The following is a 21,840-nucleotide window of genomic DNA, read 5'->3' on the forward strand; positions in this document are numbered from 1 at the left end:
AGATGCTAACTAACCTGCACGCCAAACGCATAGCGGTAGTGGGGCTGGGCCTGTCAGGTCTGGCCACAGTACGCTTTTTGCTGGCGCAGGGGGTTAAGCCGGTACTGATGGACAGCCGCACTAAGCCTGCCGGGCTGGAGCACATTGCCGCCGATAAAGTTGATGGCATTTACCTCGGTGAGTTTGACGCCAACCGCCTGGCGCAGATGGATATGATTGTACTGAGTCCGGGCCTGGCACTAAGTCACCCGGCTATCCGCTTTGCCAAAGCTCAGGGGGTGGAAATACTGGGCGATGTTGAACTGTTTGCCCGTTTTAATCAAAAACCAGTGATTGCCATTACCGGCTCTAATGGTAAATCGACCGTTACTACGCTGGTAGCCGACATGCTGCAACACAGTGGTATTAAAGCCATTGCTGCCGGTAATATTGGTCTGCCGGTGCTGGAGGCGTTGCGCCAGCCGGATATCGACGTTTTTGTGCTGGAACTGTCCAGCTTTCAGCTCGACACCACCAGCAGCCTGCAAAGCCAGGCCAGTTGTGTACTGAACGTCAGTGCCGACCACTTAGACCGCTATACCGATATGGCCGCTTATACCGCGTCAAAACAACGGGTGTATCAGCAAACCAAACTTGCAGTGTATAACCAGGCCGACCCGCTAAGCTATCCGGGCACTACGGCAGGCCAGGCGCCGTCACTGGCAATCAGCCTGGATGATGCCGACTATGGCATTGTTGAAATACACGACGAGCGCTGGTTGAATGTCGCCGGCGAGCCGTTACTGCCGCTTAGCCGATTGGCTATAAGCGGCAGCCATAACCAGTTTAATGCACTGGCCGCGGCTGCCCTGGCGCTGAGCGCCGGTGCCAGCCGTGAGGCTATTGCCCGGACGTTGCAGCACTTTACCGGCCTGGCGCATCGCTGCCAGCTGGTGCGGGCTCATCAGGGCATTCGCTGGATTAACGATTCTAAAGCCACCAATATTGGCGCTACCCTGGCGGCGATCGCCGGCCTACGGCCAGACGTGCGCGGTAAGCTGATTTTAATTGCCGGTGGCGATGCCAAAGGCGCTGATTTAAGCGAGTTAAGGCCGGTATTAACCCGCGATGTCAGCCATGTTATAACCCTGGGCCAGGATGGTCCGGCCATTGCCGCGCTGCATTCACATGCCATACAAGTTAAAGATTTAACCGCGGCCGTGCAGCAGGCAGCCAAACTGGCGCAAAGCGGTGACATGGTGCTGTTATCGCCAGCCTGTGCCAGCCTGGATATGTTTAAAAATTACGCTGAGCGTGGTGAGTTATTTGCCAAAGCTGTGAAGGAGCTGACGTTATGAAACAGCTGGCCTTAACTGCCTGGCAGACCCCATGGCAAAGTATCAGTAATTTATGGCAGCGCGATGACAACGCCGCTTATGACAAATTATTCTTAACCTTGCTGATGCTGATCCTGGCCATTGGCGTGGTAATGGTTACCAGCGCTTCTATGCCGGTGGCCGATCGTATTTTCAATAATCCGCTGCATTTTACTATCCGCCATCTGGTGTACCTGGGTATTGGCCTGACGCTGGCGGTATTAGTGCTACGGGTACCGGTTAGCTGGTGGCACCGCGGCAATATGTGGCTGTTGCTGCTGGCATTGTTGTTACTGGTGGCGGTGCTGTTGTTTGGCCGCAATGTTAACGGCAGTACCCGCTGGTTGTCGCTGGGCCCTATCGGCTTACAGGCGGCTGAGCCGGCCAAGTTATTCTTTTTTGTCTACCTGGCCAGTTATCTGGTGCGCCGGCATGAAGAAGTGCGCGACAACCTGAAAGGCTTCCTGAAACCCTTGCTGGTGTTGTTTTTATTTGCGGTATTGCTGTTAATGCAGCCAGACCTTGGCACCGTTATTGTGATGTTTGCCACTGCCGTGGCGCTGCTGTTTTTAGCCGGCGCCAAAATCTGGCAATTTATTTGTTTAATGGCCACCGGCCTGCTGGCGGTGGCGGTGTTAATTGTCTACAGCGAATATCGCTGGAAACGGGTTACCGCGTTTCTCGACCCCTGGGCTGATCCGTTTGGCAGTGGTTACCAGCTAACTCAGTCGTTAATGGCCTTTGGCCGTGGTGGCTGGTTTGGTCAGGGCCTGGGCAACAGTATTCAGAAACTGGAATACCTGCCAGAAGCCCATACCGACTTTATTCTGGCGGTAATTGCCGAAGAAACCGGCTTTATCGGCGTAACGGTGCTGGTGGGTTTGCTGTTTATGCTGGTGTATCGCGCCTTGTGGATTGGCCAGCGGGCGCTGGCGAAAAATTTAAGTTTCCACGGCTTTATGGCCTATGCGCTGGCCATCTGGATTGGCTTTCAGTCGGCGGTCAATATTGGTGTGGCTACCGGCGCGCTGCCAACCAAAGGCTTAACCTTGCCTTTTGTCAGTTCCGGCGGCAGCAGTCTGGTTATTATGCTGATGGCGGCGGCCCTGTTGCTGCGCATTGATTTTGAAGTGCGCTTAAAAGGCAAGCAGGCGCTAAGCGGAGGCAAACATGGCTAAACCGCTGGCGTTAATCATGGCCGGTGGCACCGGCGGGCATATTTTTCCGGCTAAGGCAGTGGCACAAGCGCTGCTGGCTGACGGTTGGGATATTGCCTGGCTGGGCAGCAACGATCGGATGGAAGCCAGATTAGTGCCGGCTTTCGGTTGGCCGTTTTATGGCATCACCGTCAGTGGCTTACGTGGCAAAGGCCTGGCCAGCAAAGTAACGGCGCCCTGGATGTTGCTAAAAGCACTGTGGCAGGCGCATCGGCTGTGTCGTCAGTTAAAACCAAAGCTGGCGATAGGTTTTGGTGGTTATGCCAGCGGCCCTGGTGGTATAGCCGCCTGGCTTAGCGGTACGCCGTTACTGATCCACGAACAAAACGCGGTAGCCGGCAGCACCAATAAATTACTGGCCCGGTTGGCTAATTTAGTACTGGTGGCTTTTGATGGGGCTTTTGCCGGCCATAGCAAACGCCAGTTGGTCGGTAACCCTATCCGGGCTGAGCTGTTGCAAAGCCGGCTGAACCGGCCTGCCAGTGCCAGCCTGAATATTTTAATTGTCGGCGGCAGCCTGGGAGCGCAGGCACTGAATCAGGCCTTACCGGCGCAGCTGACTGAACTGGCAAAATCCGGCGATATTGCCGTGCGCCACCAAACTGGCAGTGCCATGCAAGCGGAAGTAACGCAAGCTTACCAGGCGCTGCGTAGCAGCGGCGCCGAGGTCGAGGTTAGCGCCTTTATTGATGATATGGCCGCGGCGTATCGCTGGGCTGATGTGCTGATCTGCCGCGCGGGTGCACTTACTGTCAGCGAAGTGGCGGCAGTAGGGGTTGCAGCAATTTTTGTACCGTTGCCGGGCGCCATTGACGACCATCAAACGGCCAATGCCCGGGTGCTGGCTGAGCGCGATGCCGCCGTATTACTGGCGCAAAACCAATTACAAACAGAGGGCGTGCAGGCATTAATGGCACCCTGGTTAACCGATAAAACGCCATTGGCACAGATGGCACAGCGGGCTCGCAGCCTGGCAACTGACGATGCGGCAGCGCATATCGCCGCCCTGTGCCGGCAAGTAACAGGACAAGTAGTATGATTACCACCCTGCAACAGAAAAAACAGGCCATGCGCCGGGTCGAGCGCATTCATTTTGTCGGTATCGGCGGCGCGGGTATGGGCGGTATTGCCGAAGTATTGTTAAACGAAGGCTATCAGGTCAGCGGTTCAGACCTGACAACCAACCCGGTGGTAGAGCGGCTGCTAAGCCTGGGAGCAACAGTAAAATTTGGCCATCATGCCAGCCAGGTAGAAGGCGCCAGTGTGGTAGTAGTATCCAGTGCCATTAAAGCGGCAAATCCGGAAGTGGCTGCCGCGTTAGCACTGCGTATACCAGTGGTGCGCCGCGCCGAGATGCTTGGCGAGCTGATGCGCTTTCGCCATGGCATCGCCATTGCCGGTACCCATGGCAAAACCACCACCACCAGTTTGCTGGCCTCGATATTTGCTGAAGCCGGCACCGACCCAACTTTTGTGATTGGCGGCTTACTGAATTCTGCCGGCTCTAATGCCCGCTTAGGTGCTGGCCGCTATCTGATTGCCGAAGCCGATGAAAGCGATGCATCGTTTTTGCATTTGCAGCCGATGGCCACGGTGATTACCAATATCGAAGCGGACCACATGGACACCTACCAGGGCGACTTTGAAAAGCTAAAAGACACCTATCTGGAGTTTTGCCACAACCTGCCGTTTTATGGCATGGCGGTAGTGTGTATTGACGACAAGGTGCTGCGCGAGCTTATTCCGGCGATTGGCCGTACCGTGCTGACCTATGGTTTTAGTGAAGATGCCGATTACAAGATCACTGAATTCAGCCAGCAGGGCACCCGCAGCTTGTTTGTAATTACCGACCCGGCCGGCAATCAACGCGAAGTGCAGTTAAATTTGCCTGGCAAACACAACGCGTTAAATGCCACCGCGGCTTTTGCGCTGGCAGCAGATGAAGGCATTAGCGAGCAGGCTATCCTGGCAGCACTGCGCAAATTTGCAGGTATTGGCCGGCGTTTTCAGCAATACGGCGAATTTGACACCGGCCGTGGCAAAGTACTGCTGGTTGACGACTACGGTCATCACCCCACGGAAGTGGCTGCCACTATTGCGGCGGTGCGCAGTGCCTGGCCTGAGCGGCGGTTAGTGATGGCCTATCAGCCACACCGTTTTAGCCGTACCCGCGATTTATACGAAGATTTCACCCAGGTGCTGTCCAGTGTCGACAAACTGTTGCTGCTGGAAGTGTACGCCGCCGGCGAAGCACCGATTGCCGGTGCCGATAGCCGCAACCTGTGCCGCTCTATCCGCGCCCGTGGCCAGCTGGAGCCGGTATACGTGGCAGAGCCCGCAGCCTTAGCCGGCGCGCTGGCCGAGGTATTAGCCGATGGCGATATTGTATTGACTCAGGGCGCGGGCAATATTGGCAGCCTGGTAAAAGAGCTGGCCGCGGTAAAGCTGGATATTGTCCGCTTAAAACAATTATCGGAGGGAGCCGCATGAACACTTTTGGTAAAGTGGCGGTGATGTTTGGCGGCAGCTCAGCGGAGCGTGAGGTATCGCTGCGCTCAGGCACAGCGGTCCTGAATGCCCTGCAGCAAGCGGGCGTTAACGCCGTAGCGTTTGACCCGGCAGAGCAACCATTAACCGCGCTGATGAATGATGTTAAGGCCGACCGGGTGTTTATTGTGTTGCACGGACGCGGCGGTGAAGACGGCACCATGCAGGGCGCGCTGCAATTACTGGGTTTGCCGTACACGGGCAGTGGCGTGCTGGGCTCGGCGCTGGCGATGGATAAAATTCGCTGTAAGCGCCTGTTTGTGGCGCAAAACCTGCCCACAGCGCCATTTGCAGTAGTGCATAACGACACGCTTGATTACGCCGGTTTGCTGGCTGAACTGGGCGGTAAAGTTATGGTAAAACCGGCCAACGAAGGTTCCAGCATTGGCATGAGTGCGGCGGTCAACGCGGCAGAACTGGAACAGGCTATTGCTGCGGCGCTGCAATACGACAGTGAAATTTTAGTTGAGCGCTGGATTAACGGCCGCGAATTTACCATTGCGATTTTGGGCGATACCGTGTTGCCCATTGTCGAAATGCGCACGCCGCGGGCTTTTTACGATTACGAAGCCAAATATCAGGCTAACAGTACCGAATATTTATGTCCGGCGCCGTTAACCGCCGGGCAAACGGCTGCCATGCAGCACGATGCGCTGGCCGCGTTTAAAGCGGTGGGGGCCTCGGGCTGGGGCCGGGTTGATTTAATGCTGAACGAGCAGGGCGAACACTTTTTGCTGGAAGTAAATACCGTACCGGGCATGACCGAAAAATCTCTGGTGCCGATGGCTGCCAAAGCAGCGGGTTTAAATTTCAGCGAGCTGGTGCTGCGTATTTTGCAGCAAACCCAGACGCCAGAGCAGCAGAGCGCAACCGCAGTGCAAGGAGAATAACAGTGAGCCTGCGCCAGTACTACCAGCAGTTAAACCACAGGCCCGGCTTTGTCGGTGGCCTGGTGTTTTTTCTGCTGGCATTGGCGCTGCTGGTCTGGGGTGGGCTAAAAATCCATAGCTGGGTACAAAGTCAGCAGGGCGCGCCGATTAATCAGGTGCGCTTGTATGGTGATTTTAACCATATAAAGGCTACGCAGCTGCAACAACGGTTGCAGCAGGAATATGTCGGTAATTTTTTTCGGGTGGACGTTGATCAGGTGCAGCAGTTCCTGCAGCAACAACCCTGGATATATCAGGTAGCCGTGCGCAAACAATGGCCTGATACCCTGGTGGTGGTTGTGACAGAGCAGCAGCCGGTCGCAGTCTGGAATCAGCAGCACTTGCTCAATAATAAAGGGGAGTTGTTCAGCGCCCCGCTAAGCGAGCTGATCCCGGAACTGCCCCGGTTACACGGCCCAGAGGGCGGTGAGCAGGATGCCCTGACAATGTTTCGCCATATGCAAAGTTTACTGCAGTTGCACCAGTTCAGCGCTGAGCAAATGTGGTTAACCGAGCGATTTTCCTGGCGCTTGCAACTGCAGGATGGCCTGGTGCTGCAACTGGGCCGCCAGGACACCATGAAGCGGTTACAACGTTTTATTGAGCTGTACCCGACTATGCAACAACATCGGGCGCAGGCATTAGCTGAAGTCGATCTGCGCTATGACACCGGCATTGCCGTGCGTTATGCCAGTACGGAGCCAAAGAGAAAAGCATGACAAAGTCGATTGAACGAGATCTGATAGTAGGGCTGGATATTGGCACGTCGCAGATCAAAGCAGTAGTAGGCGAAATTACCTCTGATAACCGGCTCAGCATCGTTGGCGTGGGTACCCATGCCTCGCGGGGTATGGATAAAGGCGGTGTTAACGATTTAAACCTGGTGGTGCAGGCGGTACAGCGGGCTATCAACGAAGCCGAGCTGATGGCCGATTGTCAGATATCATCGGTGTATTTAGGTATTACCGGCAAACATATTCGCTGCCAGAACGAAAGCGGTATGGTACCGATTAACGACACTGAAGTGACCGCAGACGATGTCGCCAGTGTGATCCACGCCGCGAAATCGGTGCCTATTTCGGCCGAGCGGCGCATGTTGCATGTGTTGCCGCAGGAGTTTTCGGTCGATATGCAGGAAGGCATCAAAAGCCCGGTGGGCATGTCCGGGGTAAGAATGGAGGCCAAGGCCCATATTATTACCTGCGCCAACGATATGGCGAAGAATATTGAAAAATGCGTTGAGCGCTGCGGTTTAGCGGTAGACCAGCTGATTTTCTCGTCACTGGCCTCCAGCTATGCGGTGCTGACCGACGATGAAAAAGAACTGGGGGTCTGTGTGGTGGATATGGGCGGTGGCACTATCGACTTATCCATTTTCACCAATGGTGCCTTGCGCCACACCGCTGTTATACCGGTGGCCGGCAACCAGGTAACCAGCGATATTGCCAAAATTTTCCGCACGCCGATAAGCCATGCCGAAGATATTAAAGTGCAATACGCCTGCGCCCTGCGCAGCATGGTAGGCAAAGAAGAAAGTATTGAAGTGCCCAGCGTCGGTGGCCGGCCCGCCCGTTCGATGTCGCGCCATACCCTGGCCGAAGTGATCGAGCCGCGCTACCACGAATTGTTCGAGTTAGTGCTGGAAGAAATTCGCAGCTCTGGCTTAGAAGAGCAAATTGCTGCCGGCTTAGTGTTAACCGGCGGCACCTCGAAAATGGAAGGTGCGGTAGAATTTGCCGAAGACGTGTTTCAAATGCCGGTGCGGGTTGGCCAGCCAATGCATGTCAGCGGTTTAAAAGAATATGTACAAGACCCTGCCTACGCCAGCGTAGTGGGGTTATTGCTGTATGGCAAAGATGTGCGTGCCCAGCAAAAAAACGCGGCACAAAGCCGCGATCCAGTTAGCAGCTTGCTGAAGAAAATCAGCAGCTGGTTCAAAGGTGAGTTTTAAGAGCGTAAAAACGGAGAGAGAGCTATGTTTGAGTTAATGGAAAACCACAGCCAAGAAGCTGTAATTAAAGTAATAGGTGTTGGTGGCGGTGGCGGTAATGCTGTCGAATATATGGTAGCCAGCAATATCGAAGGCGTAGAGTTTGTAGCGGCCAATACCGACGCCCAGGCGCTGCGTAATTCGTCTGCTAACGTTACCCTGCAGTTAGGTGCCGGTGTCACCAAAGGCTTAGGTGCCGGTGCTAATCCGGAAATCGGCCGTCGTTCTGCTGAGGAAGACCGCGAAACCATCAAGAAAACCCTGCAAGGCGCGGATATGATTTTTATCGCAGCCGGCATGGGCGGTGGTACCGGTACTGGCGCAGCACCTATCGTGGCTGAAGTGGCGCGCGAGCTGGGGATCTTAACGGTAGCGGTTGTTACCAAGCCGTTCCCGTTCGAAGGTAAAAAGCGTACTGCTTATGCCGATGAAGGTATTCTGGAATTAAGCAAATATGTTGATTCGCTGATCACCATTCCTAACGACAAGCTGTTAAAAGTATTAGGCAAAGGCACCAGCTTACTGGATGCGTTTAAAGCCGCTAACAACGTGTTATTAGGCGCCGTGCAGGGTATTGCAGAACTGATTACCCGGCCAGGCCTTATCAACGTCGACTTTGCTGACGTTCGTACCGTGATGTCGGAAATGGGCACTGCCATGATGGGTACCGGCCGTGCGTCAGGCCCGGACCGTGCCGAAGAAGCAGCCGAGCAGGCTATCTCCAGCCCACTGCTGGAAGATATCGACCTGTCAGGTGCCAAAGGTATTTTAGTTAACATTACCGCTGGCCTGGATATCAGCATTGAAGAGTTTGAAATCGTCGGTAACGCGGTTAAAGCCTTTGCCTCTGAAAACGCCACTGTAGTAGTGGGTGCAGTTATCGACCCGGACATGCACGACGAACTGCGGGTAACCGTAGTGGCTACCGGAATTGGTGCCGATCGCCGGCCAGATATCAGCCTGGTGCCAAGCCACCGTGCTGAACCAGTGCAGGCTTATGTGCAGCAGGGCAATACCATGCGTCAGGCGGCACCTGCGGTTCACGCGCACCACGCCCACAAAGAAGATGTGGCACAGGCGAAAACCCAGCCAGAAAACAAAGGCGGCATCGATATTTTCGATATCCCGGCGTTTTTACGCAAGCAGGCAGATTAAACTGCAGCTAGCGGCCGGTTAACTCCGGTGTGGCGCGCGCCCGGCGTGGTGAAAAGAATATTAGCAACGGTTGAAATTAAGCCGCTGTTCAGTTGGCTTTTGTCAACATAGCTGCTATGGTCAACTGGCACATTAGCCAATGTTGTGCTAAGCTTCGCCGCCATTTTGTGATTGCTTAAAATTTGAGCAGGAAGAAATTATGATTAAACAACGTACCGTCGCTAACACAGTCAGTACTATTGGTGTTGGGTTACACAAGGGTGAAAAGGTTACGCTCACTCTCCGGCCTGCACCTGACAACACGGGCATTATGTTCCGTCGTGTTGACCTGAACCCGATAGTTGACTTTAAAGTTACCCCAGAAATGGTGGGTGACACGGTTATGTGTACCTGTTTAATTAATGAACAGGGTGTGCGCCTGTCTACCACCGAGCATTTAATGGCCGCTATTGCCGGCCTGGGTATCGACAACCTGATTATTGAAGTTGATTCGGCTGAAATTCCGATTATGGACGGCAGTGCTAATCCGTTTGTCTACCTGTTACTGGAAGCTGGTATCAGCGAGCAGAAACTGGCGAAAAAGTTTATCCGCATCAAGCGCACTGTGCGGGTAGAAGACGGCGACAAATGGGCGGAAATCAAGCCGCACAACGGCTTTAAAATCGATTTCGCCATTGATTTTGATCACCCGGTAATTGCTCAAACCACCCAGCGCATGCAAATGGATTTCTCAGCGGCCGGCTTTATCAAAGACATCAGCCGCGCCCGTACCTTTGGCTTTTTGCACGACATCGAGTATCTGCGGGCTAATAACCTGGCGTTGGGCGGCAGTTTCGACAACGCTGTGGTACTGGACGAGTTTCGGGTATTAAACCAGGACGGCCTGCGCTACGAAGACGAATTTATAAAGCACAAAATTTTAGATGCCATCGGCGATTTATATATGGCTGGTTACAGCGTGCTGGGCGAGTTTGTTTCTTACAAAACCGGCCACGCCTTAAATAACCAACTGTTGTGCGCTGTATTAGCCGAGCAGGAAAACTGGGAATTTGTCAGCTTTGAAGATAAAGCGAAAATGCCTATCTCTTACCTGGCACCGCAACTGGCATAATTCAGCGATAAAATTAAAAAAACCGACATTCAGTCGGTTTTTTTGTACCCAAAATAATATGAGTCAGCGAGATTTATTTAGCGAGTAGGCGGGCCAATGCTTGTTTTACTTTATCGTCGCTATGCTGCAGTGCTTGCTCCAGGGCGGCGCGTGCGCTGTCTGATAAGTTTTGCTGCTTAACCGGGGCCTGCGCTTTGGCGCTGGTTGTGCTGGCAGGGCGGGCGATCTGGCCGTGCGGCGACACTTCAATATCAATTCCGGCTAAATCAGGCAAGATTTTTCGGCGGAAATTGTCTAGAATGGCATCGCGCTGCATCTTTAACCGGTTAGCCCAGCCAGGCGATTGACATAAAATAACCGCCCGCCCGGCATTAATGCTCGATACCTGACAAAAACTCAGGTGTTCCAGCTGCAGAATGTGGCATAACTCGGTATTTAATTTGCGAACAAGTTCATACTGTTGTTGCATGGTTACCAGAGAGCTCTGGCCAAACAGCTTGGTTAAATCTTCGGGTTTATGGTTATAGCGTTTCATCAACAGCTTACTTAACGGGCTTAACAGCAGGCCGGTTAAGTGTAACAGGTTTTATCGGTGCTGCCACAATCCACCGGGCTTGAAAGTTATCCCGGTTGGCACCATATCCTGCCAATAGCCGCTAAGCCGGCAGGCAGTAAACAACAACGACAATAAATAACTGGCCTGGCCAGGGCTGCAAAGCAGTTTTAACTTAAATGGTATCTGGATAATGTTTGGAAAACTTTTCGCCAAATTAGTTGGCAGCCGCAACGACCGCTTCTTAAAGAAACAACAGAAACTGGTGCAGCAAATCAATGCATTAGAGGCCGAATGTCAGGCGTTGTCAGACGATGCCTTAAAGCAAAAAACGGTTGAGTTAAAGCAGCGGGTGCAGCAGGGCGCCAGCCTGGATGATATTCTGCCTGAAGCCTTTGCTACCGTACGCGAGGCCAGCAACCGGGTATTTAATATGCGCCACTTCGATGTGCAGCTGCTGGGCGGTATTGTACTGCATCAGGGCCGTATATCAGAAATGCGTACCGGTGAAGGTAAAACCTTAACGGCTACCTTACCGGCTTACTTAAATGCTCTAAGCGGTAAAAGTGTGCATGTTATTACCGTAAACGACTACCTGGCCCGGCGCGATGCCGAAACTAACGAGCCGTTATTTAACTTTTTAGGCTTAACGGTGGGCGTTAACGTGCCTGGCCTGGCGCATCAGGCCAAGCAGCAGGCGTATCAGGCCGACATTACCTACGGTACCAACAACGAATTTGGCTTCGATTACCTGCGTGACAATATGGCGTTCTCGCCACAAGACCGGGTGCAGCGCGATTTAGCCTTTGCCATTATCGATGAAGTTGACTCGATTTTAATTGACGAAGCCCGCACCCCGCTGATTATTTCCGGCCCGGCCGAAGACAGCTCAGAGCTGTACAAGCAAATTAACCTGCTGGTGCCACAACTGGAAAAGCAGGAAAAAGAAGACGAAGAAGGTAATCATGGCGATGGCCACTTTACCGTCGACGAAAAAGCCCGCCAGGTGTATTTAACCGAGCAAGGCCAGATTAAAGTAGAAGACATGCTGCGTGAAGCCGGCATGCTGGGCGAGCACGACACCCTGTTCTCCGCCGCTAATATTACCCTGCTGCACCACGTGTATGCTGCCTTGCGCGCGCATCAGCTGTTTAAACGCGACGTTGATTACGTGGTAAAAGACGGTGAAATTGTTATTGTTGACGAGCACACCGGCCGCACCATGGAAGGCCGGCGCTGGTCAGAAGGCTTGCACCAGGCGGTTGAAGCCAAAGAAGGGGTGCGTATTCAGAACGAAAACCAAACCCTGGCTTCTATTACCTTTCAGAACTACTTCCGTTTGTATAACAAACTGTCGGGCATGACCGGCACCGCCGATACCGAGGCCTTTGAGTTCCAGCAAATTTATGGTCTGGAAACCATTGTTGTGCCGACTAACCGGCCTATGGTGCGCGATGACATGGCCGATTTGGTGTACTTAAATTCGGAAGATAAGTACAACGCCATTATTGCCGACATTATTAAAGCCCGTGACGCCAAGCGTCCGGTGCTGGTGGGTACTGCCTCTATTGAAAGCTCCGAGTACCTGTCAGAGCTGCTGAATAAAGCCAAAATTAAGCACCAGGTGCTTAACGCCAAGTTCCACGCCAACGAAGCGCAAATCATCGCCGACGCCGGCCGGGCCGGCACCGTCACTATTGCCACCAACATGGCCGGTCGCGGTACCGATATCGTGCTGGGTGGTAGCTTACAGTCTGAACTGGCTGCCTTAGCTGAAAAAACTGACGAGGCCGTGGCGAAAATCACCGCCGACTGGCAACTACGGCACGACGAAGTGATTGCCGCTGGTGGCTTGCATATTATTGGTACCGAGCGGCATGAATCACGCCGGATCGATAACCAGCTGCGCGGCCGCTCTGGCCGGCAGGGTGATCCGGGTTCATCGCGTTTTTATCTGTCGCTGGACGATGCGCTGATGCGTATTTTCGCCTCTGACCGCATGGCTGGCATGATGCGCCGCTTGGGTATGGAAGAAGGTGAAGCCATTGAACACCCGTGGGTTAGCCGCGCCATTGAAAACGCCCAGCGTAAAGTCGAGGCCCGTAACTTTGATATCCGCAAGCAATTGCTGGAGTTTGATGATGTTGCCAACGATCAGCGTAAAGTGGTGTACGAGCAGCGCAACGAGCTACTCGATGCCACTGATATCAGCGAAACCATCGGCGCCATTCGCCAGGATGTGGTCGATTCGGTGTTCAGCCAGTATATTCCGCCACAGTCGTTAGACGAAATGTGGGACGTACCGGGCCTGGAGCAACGCTTAAAGGCCGATTTTGGCCTGCAGCTGCCGGTTAGCCAGTGGCTGGCCGACGACAAAAAACTGTTTGAAGAAAAACTGCGCGACAAAATTCAGCAGGAATTTAGCGAAGGCTATAAGCACAAAGAGCAAATGGTTGGGGTAGAGGTACTGCGCCAGTTTGAAAAAGCCATTATGTTACAAAGCCTCGACACCCACTGGAAAGAACACTTAGCAGCGATGGATCACCTGCGCCAGGGCATAAACCTGCGTGGTTACGCCCAGAAAAACCCGAAGCAGGAATATAAGCGCGAAGCGTTCGAACTGTTCTCTACCATGCTGGACGAGCTGAAAACCGATGTTATCGGCATTTTAAGCCGGGTACAGGTAAAAGCCGCTGAAGACGTAGAAGCCGTGGAAGAACAGCGCCGTAAAGCCGATGCCGTACCACACAGCTATCAGCATGCTGAAGCCGGCCAGATGGGTGGGGCCGCACCGGCGCCAGCCGCTGCCGCGCCCGATGCCATGCCAGCCCCTGTGGTGCGCGAGGGCGATAAAGTCGGCCGCAACGACCCCTGCCCATGTGGCTCTGGTAAAAAATATAAACAGTGTCATGGCAAACTTAGCTGATAGCGCATTAACCTTATTGCCGCAGTTGCATGTGGCAGTAGGGGTTATCCTGCGTAAGCAGCAGGTGTTGTTAGCGCTGCGTAGCAGCAAGCAGCATCAGGGTGGTAAGTGGGAGTTTCCGGGTGGCAAAATTGAGCCGGGTGAAACTGTCGCCGCCGCCCTGAAGCGGGAATTGCAGGAAGAGCTGGCCATTACCGTCACCCAGGCCGAGCCCTTTATGCTGTTACAGCATACGTACCCGGAGCGACAGGTAACCCTGGATATATGGCTGGTAACGGCCTTCAGCGGCACGCCAGCAGGGCTGGAAGGCCAGCCATTACAGTGGGTTAATATTGCCGATTTAGCCGACATTCAATTTCCTGATGCCAATCAACCTATAGTGACCAAATTACAGCAGGATATTGGCTTGTTGGTGTAATTGCCATGGCAAATACTATTACGCTAGTGGCACACTGAAAATGTTTTTGTATCTGTTTTTGGTCGTGCCACTCTTGTTAACTAGCGGGTTCTGGTATTACGAAGAATATCGATCTTCTGCTAAGCCACTTTCATTTTATCAAATAGCAGGGCTGGGTCTTTTTATCAGCTATCTGGGTTGTTGTCTGGTTACTGGCAAAGAGGGAATGCTGGAACTTTTCAACGATTACCACTATAAAATGGGCCGAGGGCTTTCTATTACCGGCCTATGGACATTTATTATTCCTGGCGTTATTTGGCCATTATTAATATTTCCGCGTGAAACACAGCTATATCTGTTAAATCAATCGACTGCAGGGCCCCTTATCGTATGCTTTGGCTATTTGCTGCTCTTCTTTACTGCGCTGCGCCATCTGCTTATTTTATAGTTCAGGTGGCCATATAGTTTCCAGAATCATGATACCGTTGAAAGGTCGTTTTAGGCTTTCTATCGATTCAAAGGTCTGTCTTAACTCTGCTGGTAGTGCTTGGTAGCTTCTGATAATGGCAAGATTATCGTAGGTAAAACTGACAGCTTGCTGCTGCTTTAAATAGTTTGTCACTTTTATATTGTTCGCAGACTGGTTCAATTGGCCTAATATCAACAGCGATTCCATATAATCGGCTTTCTCAGGTAGGACACAACCGTTAAACGCTCGCTCGGCGAGATAGGGCAAGACATCGGGATTATAGGCAATATCTTTTAAACGTAACTTTTCTTCCTCTGTTAAGCTTGTATTTTGCTTCTGCTTTGCTCTGCAGTTAATAATTTTCTGCTCATAAATTTTCAATACAGACTTACTATAGTCAAATGCATAATCTATTTCTGCTGCCATAACAGGCGAGCAAATAAAAAGGAAAATAACAAAAGAGAGGAAAGGTTTACTCATCGATGCTGCACCCCAGGTAAATAGCGCGCCAGAATTGATACTCTTTTGGTTTTTGGAAATGAAGGCTGGCCTGACGAAAGGCAATCTTTTCAATCTGGCTTAATTTAATGGCGCTTAAAGAGCTGTTAGCTTTAAAGAACAGCTCCCAGTTGCTTGCATAAATGGCATAGCCAGATTGAGCGGTGTCGGAAGAAGCCACCTTAAAAGCTAGTGATTTTTCATATTGCTCAAGCCCTGATCCGCTGGCACCCTTTTTCGACGCACCGCCGAAAATTGACCAGAGTTGGCCAAAAAGTAACGCGGATCTTGCTAGCTTCTCCAGGTCACTTAGTTCGGCAATTTCCTTAATCGCTTCAAGGCTACTTTCGCTAAGTTCAAGATTTACTATCGTTGGGCATTTCATATCCGTGAGCCTTTATGAGAGTCAATTTCTCAAAAGCATAACTTTCCGGATAGTTAATGTAAATAAATTATTTAATTATTGGGTTTTATTGTTTAATTCTTAAAAAACTGATTATCCTGGGCAATAAATTCTTGCTCTAGCTCTGCCAGGTATTGCTCGGATAAATCGGCATCTATTGGGGCTTTATCAGGAATGCGATGGTTTTCGGCGGCCCAGTCACCTAAGTCGATAAGTTTGCAGCGCTCTGAGCAAAAGGGCCGGTAAGCGGAACTGGCATCCCACACTACAGCGGTGTCACAAGTAGGACATTTAACAGTGGTTGGCATAGTAAAAACTCTGTTTGAAACTCTAAAAACGGCGCTAAGTATAACAGATCCGCTAAATACGAACAGGATGAGCATCTCGAATTCCACGAGCGAGAGTCTGCTTACCCTAAACAAACCGTTGAAGCCCTGGACGGGCGGAAACGAGCCTACAGGGATGTATTTACGGCGTGTTTGTGTGGGTAAGCAGGCTCGACCCGTTTAACCTGTGCTTGTTTCAGCTTTATCCAATACGCTCAGCAACAAGCCAGCTGAAATTGCTGCGATTTTGCCGCGGCGCTGCGGGCGCTGTCGGCGTCTAATTGCATAAAGCGAATAGCGTAGCGGTATTTATTACCACTTACTGTGGGGTAAATGCCCTGGCCGGCCGGGTATTTAACCCGCAGTAATTCGTATTGCTCGGCATTTTGCTGATAAAAGCCGTTTTCGGCTACCACATTCTGATAATGGCTGCGTTCGCGAATAAAGGTTAATACATAGCGTATCGCCTGATCGGCCAGCGCTACCTGGTTCAGCCAGTCTTCGGCCTGGGCCTGGCGTTCGGCCAGTGGCAGGCTGAACCAGTATTGCAACTGCGGCAGGTCAAAATAACAACAACCACCCGGAATGCTAAAGCGCTGGCGAATAGGCGCTAAAAAATTATCATCTTTTAAGCCGCCCAAAAGCTTACCACTGCGTAATAGCTCCGACTGCATGCGCACGGCTGCCTGCAACATGGTTTGTAACTTGCTGTCTGATACCGAAGGGTGCTGCGACCACACCACCAGCTGGCTTTCGCAGCGTTCAATATCTTTAATTAAATCGGGCCTTACGTCATTGCGGTCCATTACCTCAATTAACGCAAACAGGCTGCTGAAAAAACTTTGCTGCTGGTTTTCATCGGCCAGTGCCAACTGGGCGTGAACCTGCTGGAATAAAAACTCCAGGCGCAAATAGGTGCGGATTTTCTCGTTTAGCGGGTGTTCGTAGATAATATCGCTGGTGTCCGTCATCGGGTGTTGGCCTGTGTTAAACGAAACCTACCCTGTCAGGCAGGTTTTCCCGCTGCAACCTGCTGCCCGTGGCATTAAGTTGCTGCAAGGGTTAAATAGTGCTGGTGCAACTGTTGCACCTGCGGCAGTAGCAAGTTAGCTGCGCCATTGTTATCAATAATATCATCAGCTAAGGCTAAGCGCGCTGGCCGGCTGATCTGGCTGGCTATAATCGCCTGCACCTGTGCTGCGGTGGCACCGGCATTGGCAGCATCGCGGCTTAGCGTGCGCGCCAGCTGGTTTTGTTCCGTTATATCTACTACCAGTACCCGGTTAACCAGCTTGTTTAGCTTATTTTCCAGCAGCAAAGGGGCAATTAACAGCACATAAGGTGCTGCTGGCAAGCTGTTAAGCTGGGCCAGCATGGCACTGCGAATGGCCGGGTGCAGCAGGTTATCCAGCCATTGCTTAGCGCTGCTATCACTAAAAATAATGCGGCGCAGTGCGGCCCGGTTTAAACTTTGCTCTGCTGTTAATACCTGCGGCCCAAAATGGCCGGCAATTTGCGCCAGCAAGGGGCTGCCTTTAGCAACCACTTCACGCGCCACAATGTCGGCATCTACTGCCGGTACGCCCAGCTGGCTGAATAAATTCGCCACTGTCGATTTACCCGAGCCAATGCCACCGGTTAAGCCAACTATAAATCGCGGCGGCGGTGTAGCGGCGGCCTTAGTTGGCAAGGTAACCCAGGTAGGCATTGGTTAACTGCTCGCCCCACAATAGCGCAATAAAACCGGCTGCGGCAATATAAGGCCCAAACGGAATAGGGGTGGCTTTGTCGCGGCCCTGTATGGCCAGCATACTGGCACCTATTACCGCGCCCACTAACGACGACAATAAAATAATCAACGGCAGTTGTTGCCAGCCTAATAAGGCGCCAAAAACCGCCAGCAATTTAAAATCGCCATAGCCCATACCTTCTTTACCGGTAAGCAGCTTAAAGCCCCAGTACACCAGCCATAAGCTGAGGTAACCGGCAGCGGCGCCCATAATGGCCCCGGCCGGGTTAACCAGTGCTGAATCAGTTAAGCTAAATAGCAGAGCCAGCCATAACAACGGCAGGGTAAGGCTGTCGGGTAACAGCATGGTATCAATATCAATAAAGCTCAGCGCTATTAAGCCCCAGGTAATAAAAATAAGTACCAGCGCCAGCATGCCAACCCCATATTGCCAGGCGACTAAGCCCGACAGCAGCGCGGTTAACGCCTCTACCGCCGGGTAGCGGCTGCTGATAGCCGCGTTGCAATGGCGGCAGCGGCCTTTTAACAGCAACCAGCTAAGCACGGGTATATTATCGCGCGCGGCTATCGGCGTATCGCAGCTGGGGCAGGCCGAGCGTGGCACGGCCAGGTTATAGCGCCCCGGCGTGCTGTTGCCGGCGCTGCTGCCAGTGGCTGCGGCGTCTGCCTGAAAATAGGCCTGGTATTCCTGCTGCCACTCGCGCTCCATCATTTTTGGCAGGCGGTATACCAGCACATTTAAAAAGCTGCCAATCAGTAAACTAACAAACGCTACCAGGCTAATAAAAAGCCAGCTATGCTGGCTTAGGTAATGCGTTAAATCGTGCATTATACAATCGCACCCATGCCGAAAATTGGCAGGTACATGGCAATAATTAAGCCGCCTATTACCACGCCTAACACCGCCATGATCATTGGCTCCAGCAGCGCGGTTAAGCCATCTACCGCATCGTCTACTTCCTGCTCATAAATATTGGCCACTTTTTCCAGCATGCCATCCAGTGCGCCCGACTCTTCGCCAATCGACACCATTTGCACTACCATCTCCGGAAACTGGTCGGTTTGCTTCATGGCTAAATACATCTGGGTACCGGATGATACCTCTTCGCGAATATACATAATGGCGTTGCGGTATATCTCGTTACCCGAGGCACCGGCGGCCGATTCCAGCGCTTCTATTAATGGCACACCGGCGGCAAAGGTGGTAGATAACGTGCGGGCAAAGCGCGCTACCGCCGCTTTATTTAAAATATTACCAATAACCGGTGCCTTTAAAATTAACGCATCGGCCCGGGTGCGGAATTTTAAACTGTTACCATAGGCTTTTTTAACGGCCCAGCCAAAGGCGATCAGGCCAAATAGCACTACCCACCAGTACTGTTGCATCGTCTCAGAAATGCCCAATACAAATTGGGTAAAGGCCGGTAGCTCGGCACCAAAGCCGGCAAAAATTTCGGCAAATTGCGGCACCACAAAAATTAATAAAATAGAGGTAACAATACCGGCTACCACTAGCACTGCCGCGGGGTAGAACATGGCTTTTTTAATTTTTGATTTAAGCGCTTCGGCCTTTTCTTTATAAATGGCGATGCGGTCGAAAATGCGGTCGAGCGCGCCCGATTGCTCGCCCGATTTCACTAAATCGCAGTACAGCTCATCAAAGTACTTCGGGTGCTCGCGCAGCACTTCCGATAATGGCAAGCCCGATTGAATTTTGGCCGATATTTTCTGCATTAACACCCGCAGGCTTTTATTGTCAGAGCCGTTGGCGATTAAGTCGACACTTTGCACCAGCGGCACGCCGGCGCCTAACATGGTAGCAATTTGCCGGGTAACCACGGCGATATCGGCCGGGGTAATTTTGCGCTCGCCGCTAAACAGCGATTTTGGTTTACGTTTTACCCGCGATGGCGTAATACCCTGCTGGCGTAGCAGCGCCTTTACCTCGGCAATGCTGCTGCCTTTTTGCTCGCCATCGGTTTTTTTACCGCGGCGGTTTACCCCTTTATATTGGTAAATTTCCAGCTCTTTAATTTTAAATTTTTGTGCCTGAGCCATGTTATGTGTCCTGTTGTGGCGCTGGGCGCCTTTTGGTAATTACACGCTTGTTACGTAATCTTTAGCCGCGGCCGAACAGCCTGCTGGCGCTAACAGCGCCTTAGCCCTTGGTTACCCGGTTTACTTCTGCCAGGCTGGTTACGCCGGCAGCGGCTTTTATCAGCCCCGACTGGCGTAAGCTGTTAATGCCTTCTTTTGCGGCCTGGGTGGCAATATCTAACGAGTTACCGTCGGCCATAATAATATCGGCCATTTTACCGCTAATGGGCATAACCTCGTAAATGCCCACCCGGCCTTTATAGCCATTGGTGCAGTGGTCGCAGCCCACCGGTTTAAAAATAGTGATACTGCCCAGCTGCCCGGCAGTAAAGCCCTGGCGCAGTAACTCGGCCTCGGGCAGGTGTTCGGGCGCCTTGCAGTGCGGGCATAAGCGCCGCGCCAGGCGCTGGGCAATAATTAAGCTAACCGAGCTGGCGACATTATAGGCCGGTACGCCCATATTCAGTAAACGGGTTAGCGTTTCGGGTGCCGAGTTGGTGTGCAGGGTAGATAATACCAGGTGGCCGGTTTGGGCGGCCTTAATGGCTATTTCGGCGGTTTCTAAATCGCGTATTTCGCCCACCATTACTACGTCAGGGTCTTGCCGTAAAAATGATTTCAGCGCAGTAGCAAAGGTTAAGCCGGCGCGCGGGTTTACCTGCACCTGGTTAATACCGGTTAAGTTAATTTCTACCGGATCTTCCGCGGTGGAAATATTGGTTTCGCTGGTATTTAAAATGGCCAGGCCGGTATACAACGATACCGTTTTACCGCTACCGGTAGGGCCGGTAACCAGTATCATACCCTGGGGCTGGGCCAGCGCCGCTAAATAGCGCTGTTTTTGCACATCTTCATAGCCTAAAACATCGATACCCAGCATGGCGCTGTCGGAATCGAGTATCCGCATTACAATTTTTTCGCCCCACAAGGTGGGCAGGCTGCTAACCCGGAAATCTATCGATTTTTTAGCCGACAGCTTTAGTTTAATGCGGCCATCCTGCGGTACGCGCTTTTCAGCAATATCGAGCCGCGACATTACCTTTAACCGCGCCGACAGCCGGCTGGCCAGTGCCACCGGCGGGTTGGCTACTTCGTTTAAAATGCCGTCGATGCGAAAGCGAATGCGGTACATTTTTTCATAAGGTTCAAAGTGTAAGTCAGAGGCGCCTTTGCGAATGGCATCCAGCAGCATTTTATTAATAAAGGCAATAATTGGCTGGTCTTCTTTATCAGCCTGCATGCCTTCATCTTCGGCTTCTTCAATAATACCTAACGAGCCTAAATCCCAGTCGGCGGCGTCGCCAGCCAGATTAAAGCTGCTGTCGAACAGCTTTTCTATCAGCTTTTGCAGCTTATCAAATTCTACCACCACCACTTCGGCATTAAGGCCGGTGTTAAATTCAAAATCTTCAATGGCGGCAATATTGGTGGGGTCTATTACCGCTAAATACATAGTACGGCCACGTTTAGACAGCGGCAGCATATCGTTTTTGCGAATTAGCTTTTCGTTACGTAAATCTTCCGGCACATACTCCAGTTCGTAGTAGTCAAGGTCAATACTCAGCGCCGAGCTAACCTGGGTGGCCATTTCAGCCAGCCGGGCCGGGCCAATCAGTTTTTCATTAATTAACAGCTCGGGCAGGGTGCGGTACTGGCTGCTTTTTTCGCTAATGGCTTTGGCGGCCTTATCGTTATCAATAATGCCTTGCTGCAGCAAGCGCTTTAACAGAGTAGAGTTTGCATTAACCGCCATACAGCCTGATTATCCCAATATGCTATGAATTTTGTGTGAATGCCTTGATTATGCCAGCATTTAGCACTTATTCAAGTTTATAGTGCCTTGCTTTAAATTAGGGTCTAAATTAGGGTCAGAACAAAATTAAATTATCGGCTACGCTTTATCTGTGTTTACTCGTTTTAATGGAAAATAAGCGCTATGGCAAGGCTTCCCCGGGTTCATCTGGCTGGTGTGCCAGAGCACGTTATTCAGCGTGGTAATAACAAACCGTTAGCTGATAACACTGCGGGGCAGGCCAAGAGCAGTAAGCCGCAGTTAATTTTGTTCTGATAATCATTAGCCTAAGTGGCCCTTAGACGGCCTCCGAGTTAATAGCTAT

The 21,840-nt window shown here is 52.0% G+C and carries 22 protein-coding genes; 13 read left to right on the plus strand and 9 right to left on the minus strand.

The features are described from left to right. The first annotated feature begins 2 nt into the window (after nucleotides 1-2). From murD to lpxC, 9 genes are all read left to right on the plus strand, one after another. Nucleotides 3-1,337 (plus strand): UDP-N-acetylmuramoyl-L-alanine--D-glutamate ligase, encoded by a 1,335-nt coding sequence (gene murD / locus WG68_RS12990; RefSeq protein WP_046558126.1) that lies wholly within the window; start codon nucleotides 3-5, stop codon nucleotides 1,335-1,337. After that, complete coding sequence (gene ftsW, locus WG68_RS12995) at nucleotides 1,334-2,533, plus strand: cell division protein FtsW (protein WP_046558127.1); 1,200 nt, start codon at nucleotides 1,334-1,336, stop codon at nucleotides 2,531-2,533. The genes murD and ftsW overlap by 4 nt, the downstream gene beginning before the upstream one ends. Next, nucleotides 2,526-3,611, plus strand: coding sequence for an undecaprenyldiphospho-muramoylpentapeptide beta-N-acetylglucosaminyltransferase (gene murG, locus WG68_RS13000; RefSeq protein ID WP_046558128.1), 1,086 nt, complete (start codon nucleotides 2,526-2,528; stop codon nucleotides 3,609-3,611). Before ftsW ends, murG begins: the two co-directional genes overlap by 8 nt. Then, nucleotides 3,608-5,062 (plus strand): UDP-N-acetylmuramate--L-alanine ligase, encoded by a 1,455-nt coding sequence (gene murC, locus WG68_RS13005; RefSeq protein WP_046558129.1) that lies wholly within the window; start codon nucleotides 3,608-3,610, stop codon nucleotides 5,060-5,062. The genes murG and murC overlap by 4 nt, the downstream gene beginning before the upstream one ends. After that, a complete protein-coding gene (locus tag WG68_RS13010; protein WP_046558130.1) occupies nucleotides 5,059-6,009 on the plus strand; it encodes a D-alanine--D-alanine ligase in 951 nt (316 codons plus the stop codon). Before murC ends, WG68_RS13010 begins: the two co-directional genes overlap by 4 nt. 2 nt (nucleotides 6,010-6,011) lie before the next feature. After that, complete coding sequence (locus tag WG68_RS13015) at nucleotides 6,012-6,767, plus strand: cell division protein FtsQ/DivIB (protein WP_046558131.1); 756 nt, start codon at nucleotides 6,012-6,014, stop codon at nucleotides 6,765-6,767. Then, nucleotides 6,764-7,999, plus strand: a complete 1,236-nt coding sequence (gene ftsA, locus WG68_RS13020; RefSeq protein WP_046558132.1) for a cell division protein FtsA — start codon at nucleotides 6,764-6,766, stop codon at nucleotides 7,997-7,999. The genes WG68_RS13015 and ftsA overlap by 4 nt, the downstream gene beginning before the upstream one ends. Before the next feature lie 24 nt (nucleotides 8,000-8,023). After that, nucleotides 8,024-9,193: a cell division protein FtsZ gene (ftsZ, locus tag WG68_RS13025; protein WP_046558133.1), complete on the plus strand. Its 1,170-nt coding sequence runs from the start codon at nucleotides 8,024-8,026 to the stop codon at nucleotides 9,191-9,193. Nucleotides 9,194-9,392: 199 nt separating this feature from the next. Next, entirely contained in the window at nucleotides 9,393-10,304 is a 912-nt protein-coding gene (gene lpxC, locus WG68_RS13030; RefSeq protein WP_046558134.1) for a UDP-3-O-acyl-N-acetylglucosamine deacetylase, read from the plus strand. 73 nt (nucleotides 10,305-10,377) lie between these two features. Here lpxC and WG68_RS13035 read toward each other — a convergent pair whose 3' ends face one another. Further along, complete coding sequence (locus WG68_RS13035) at nucleotides 10,378-10,839, minus strand: DciA family protein (protein WP_046558135.1); 462 nt, start codon at nucleotides 10,837-10,839, stop codon at nucleotides 10,378-10,380. 211 nt (nucleotides 10,840-11,050) lie between these two features. On the opposite strand from WG68_RS13035, the gene secA reads away from it, so the two are divergent. The 3 genes from secA to WG68_RS19580 are packed head-to-tail and all read left to right on the plus strand — an operon-like array spanning nucleotide 11,051 to nucleotide 14,628. Beyond that, the gene (secA, locus tag WG68_RS13045) at nucleotides 11,051-13,783 is read left to right on the plus strand and encodes a preprotein translocase subunit SecA (protein WP_046558137.1); all 2,733 of its coding nucleotides are present in this window, start codon (nucleotides 11,051-11,053) and stop codon (nucleotides 13,781-13,783) included. Then, nucleotides 13,767-14,201, plus strand: a complete 435-nt coding sequence (gene mutT, locus WG68_RS13050) for an 8-oxo-dGTP diphosphatase MutT (RefSeq protein WP_052749085.1) — start codon at nucleotides 13,767-13,769, stop codon at nucleotides 14,199-14,201. Before secA ends, mutT begins: the two co-directional genes overlap by 17 nt. A gap of 40 nt (nucleotides 14,202-14,241) precedes the next feature. Continuing rightward, the gene (locus WG68_RS19580; RefSeq protein WP_152663104.1) at nucleotides 14,242-14,628 is read left to right on the plus strand and encodes a hypothetical protein; all 387 of its coding nucleotides are present in this window, start codon (nucleotides 14,242-14,244) and stop codon (nucleotides 14,626-14,628) included. On the opposite strand, the gene WG68_RS13060 is transcribed toward WG68_RS19580, so the two are convergent. From WG68_RS13060 to pilB, 8 genes are all read right to left on the minus strand, one after another. Then, entirely contained in the window at nucleotides 14,623-15,129 is a 507-nt protein-coding gene (locus WG68_RS13060) for a hypothetical protein (protein ID WP_046558139.1), read from the minus strand. The two genes, WG68_RS19580 and WG68_RS13060, sit on opposite strands and share 6 nt — an antisense overlap. Continuing rightward, nucleotides 15,122-15,532: a hypothetical protein gene (locus WG68_RS13065; RefSeq protein WP_046558140.1), complete on the minus strand. Its 411-nt coding sequence runs from the start codon at nucleotides 15,530-15,532 to the stop codon at nucleotides 15,122-15,124. Before WG68_RS13065 ends, WG68_RS13060 begins: the two co-directional genes overlap by 8 nt. A gap of 92 nt (nucleotides 15,533-15,624) precedes the next feature. Further along, the gene (gene yacG, locus WG68_RS13070; protein WP_046558141.1) at nucleotides 15,625-15,858 is read right to left on the minus strand and encodes a DNA gyrase inhibitor YacG; all 234 of its coding nucleotides are present in this window, start codon (nucleotides 15,856-15,858) and stop codon (nucleotides 15,625-15,627) included. Between the two features lie 233 nt (nucleotides 15,859-16,091). Further along, nucleotides 16,092-16,847, minus strand: a complete 756-nt coding sequence (zapD, locus tag WG68_RS13075; RefSeq protein ID WP_046558142.1) for a cell division protein ZapD — start codon at nucleotides 16,845-16,847, stop codon at nucleotides 16,092-16,094. Nucleotides 16,848-16,921: 74 nt separating this feature from the next. Further along, nucleotides 16,922-17,584, minus strand: a complete 663-nt coding sequence (gene coaE / locus WG68_RS13080) for a dephospho-CoA kinase (protein WP_046558143.1) — start codon at nucleotides 17,582-17,584, stop codon at nucleotides 16,922-16,924. Beyond that, nucleotides 17,556-18,455, minus strand: a complete 900-nt coding sequence (locus tag WG68_RS13085; protein ID WP_046558144.1) for a prepilin peptidase — start codon at nucleotides 18,453-18,455, stop codon at nucleotides 17,556-17,558. The genes coaE and WG68_RS13085 overlap by 29 nt, the downstream gene beginning before the upstream one ends. Next, entirely contained in the window at nucleotides 18,455-19,684 is a 1,230-nt protein-coding gene (locus WG68_RS13090; RefSeq protein ID WP_046558145.1) for a type II secretion system F family protein, read from the minus strand. The genes WG68_RS13085 and WG68_RS13090 overlap by 1 nt, the downstream gene beginning before the upstream one ends. A 100-nt stretch (nucleotides 19,685-19,784) precedes the next feature. Further along, nucleotides 19,785-21,476 (minus strand): type IV-A pilus assembly ATPase PilB, encoded by a 1,692-nt coding sequence (gene pilB, locus WG68_RS13095; protein WP_046558146.1) that lies wholly within the window; start codon nucleotides 21,474-21,476, stop codon nucleotides 19,785-19,787. Between the two features lie 183 nt (nucleotides 21,477-21,659). Between pilB and WG68_RS19935 the strand changes: the two genes are divergently transcribed. Beyond that, the gene (locus WG68_RS19935) at nucleotides 21,660-21,791 is read left to right on the plus strand and encodes a hypothetical protein (protein ID WP_268753171.1); all 132 of its coding nucleotides are present in this window, start codon (nucleotides 21,660-21,662) and stop codon (nucleotides 21,789-21,791) included. Nucleotides 21,792-21,840: the final 49 nt, after the last annotated feature.

It is taken from the genome of Arsukibacterium ikkense, assembly GCF_000987775.1.
Classification (GTDB): domain Bacteria; phylum Pseudomonadota; class Gammaproteobacteria; order Enterobacterales; family Alteromonadaceae; genus Alishewanella; species Alishewanella ikkense.

Bases quoted from the DNA above. Each gene is read 5' to 3' on its own strand.
- murD (WP_046558126.1), top strand. From the start codon at position 3: ATGCTAACTAACCTGCACGCCAAACGCATAGCGGTAGTGGGGCTGGGC.
- ftsW (WP_046558127.1), top strand. From the start codon at position 1,334: ATGAAACAGCTGGCCTTAACTGCCTGGCAGACCCCATGGCAAAGTATC.
- murG (WP_046558128.1), top strand. From the start codon at position 2,526: ATGGCTAAACCGCTGGCGTTAATCATGGCCGGTGGCACCGGCGGGCAT.
- murC (WP_046558129.1), top strand. From the start codon at position 3,608: ATGATTACCACCCTGCAACAGAAAAAACAGGCCATGCGCCGGGTCGAG.
- WG68_RS13010 (WP_046558130.1), top strand. From the start codon at position 5,059: ATGAACACTTTTGGTAAAGTGGCGGTGATGTTTGGCGGCAGCTCAGCG.
- ftsA (WP_046558132.1), top strand. From the start codon at position 6,764: ATGACAAAGTCGATTGAACGAGATCTGATAGTAGGGCTGGATATTGGC.
- ftsZ (WP_046558133.1), top strand. From the start codon at position 8,024: ATGTTTGAGTTAATGGAAAACCACAGCCAAGAAGCTGTAATTAAAGTA.
- lpxC (WP_046558134.1), top strand. From the start codon at position 9,393: ATGATTAAACAACGTACCGTCGCTAACACAGTCAGTACTATTGGTGTT.
- WG68_RS13035 (WP_046558135.1), bottom strand. From the start codon at position 10,839: ATGAAACGCTATAACCATAAACCCGAAGATTTAACCAAGCTGTTTGGC.
- secA (WP_046558137.1), top strand. From the start codon at position 11,051: ATGTTTGGAAAACTTTTCGCCAAATTAGTTGGCAGCCGCAACGACCGC.
- mutT (WP_052749085.1), top strand. From the start codon at position 13,767: ATGGCAAACTTAGCTGATAGCGCATTAACCTTATTGCCGCAGTTGCAT.
- WG68_RS19580 (WP_152663104.1), top strand. From the start codon at position 14,242: ATGTTTTTGTATCTGTTTTTGGTCGTGCCACTCTTGTTAACTAGCGGG.
- WG68_RS13060 (WP_046558139.1), bottom strand. From the start codon at position 15,129: ATGAGTAAACCTTTCCTCTCTTTTGTTATTTTCCTTTTTATTTGCTCG.
- WG68_RS13065 (WP_046558140.1), bottom strand. From the start codon at position 15,532: ATGAAATGCCCAACGATAGTAAATCTTGAACTTAGCGAAAGTAGCCTT.
- yacG (WP_046558141.1), bottom strand. From the start codon at position 15,858: ATGCCAACCACTGTTAAATGTCCTACTTGTGACACCGCTGTAGTGTGG.
- zapD (WP_046558142.1), bottom strand. From the start codon at position 16,847: ATGACGGACACCAGCGATATTATCTACGAACACCCGCTAAACGAGAAA.
- coaE (WP_046558143.1), bottom strand. From the start codon at position 17,584: ATGCCTACCTGGGTTACCTTGCCAACTAAGGCCGCCGCTACACCGCCG.
- WG68_RS13085 (WP_046558144.1), bottom strand. From the start codon at position 18,455: ATGCACGATTTAACGCATTACCTAAGCCAGCATAGCTGGCTTTTTATT.
- WG68_RS13090 (WP_046558145.1), bottom strand. From the start codon at position 19,684: ATGGCTCAGGCACAAAAATTTAAAATTAAAGAGCTGGAAATTTACCAA.
- pilB (WP_046558146.1), bottom strand. From the start codon at position 21,476: ATGGCGGTTAATGCAAACTCTACTCTGTTAAAGCGCTTGCTGCAGCAA.
- WG68_RS19935 (WP_268753171.1), top strand. From the start codon at position 21,660: ATGGCAAGGCTTCCCCGGGTTCATCTGGCTGGTGTGCCAGAGCACGTT.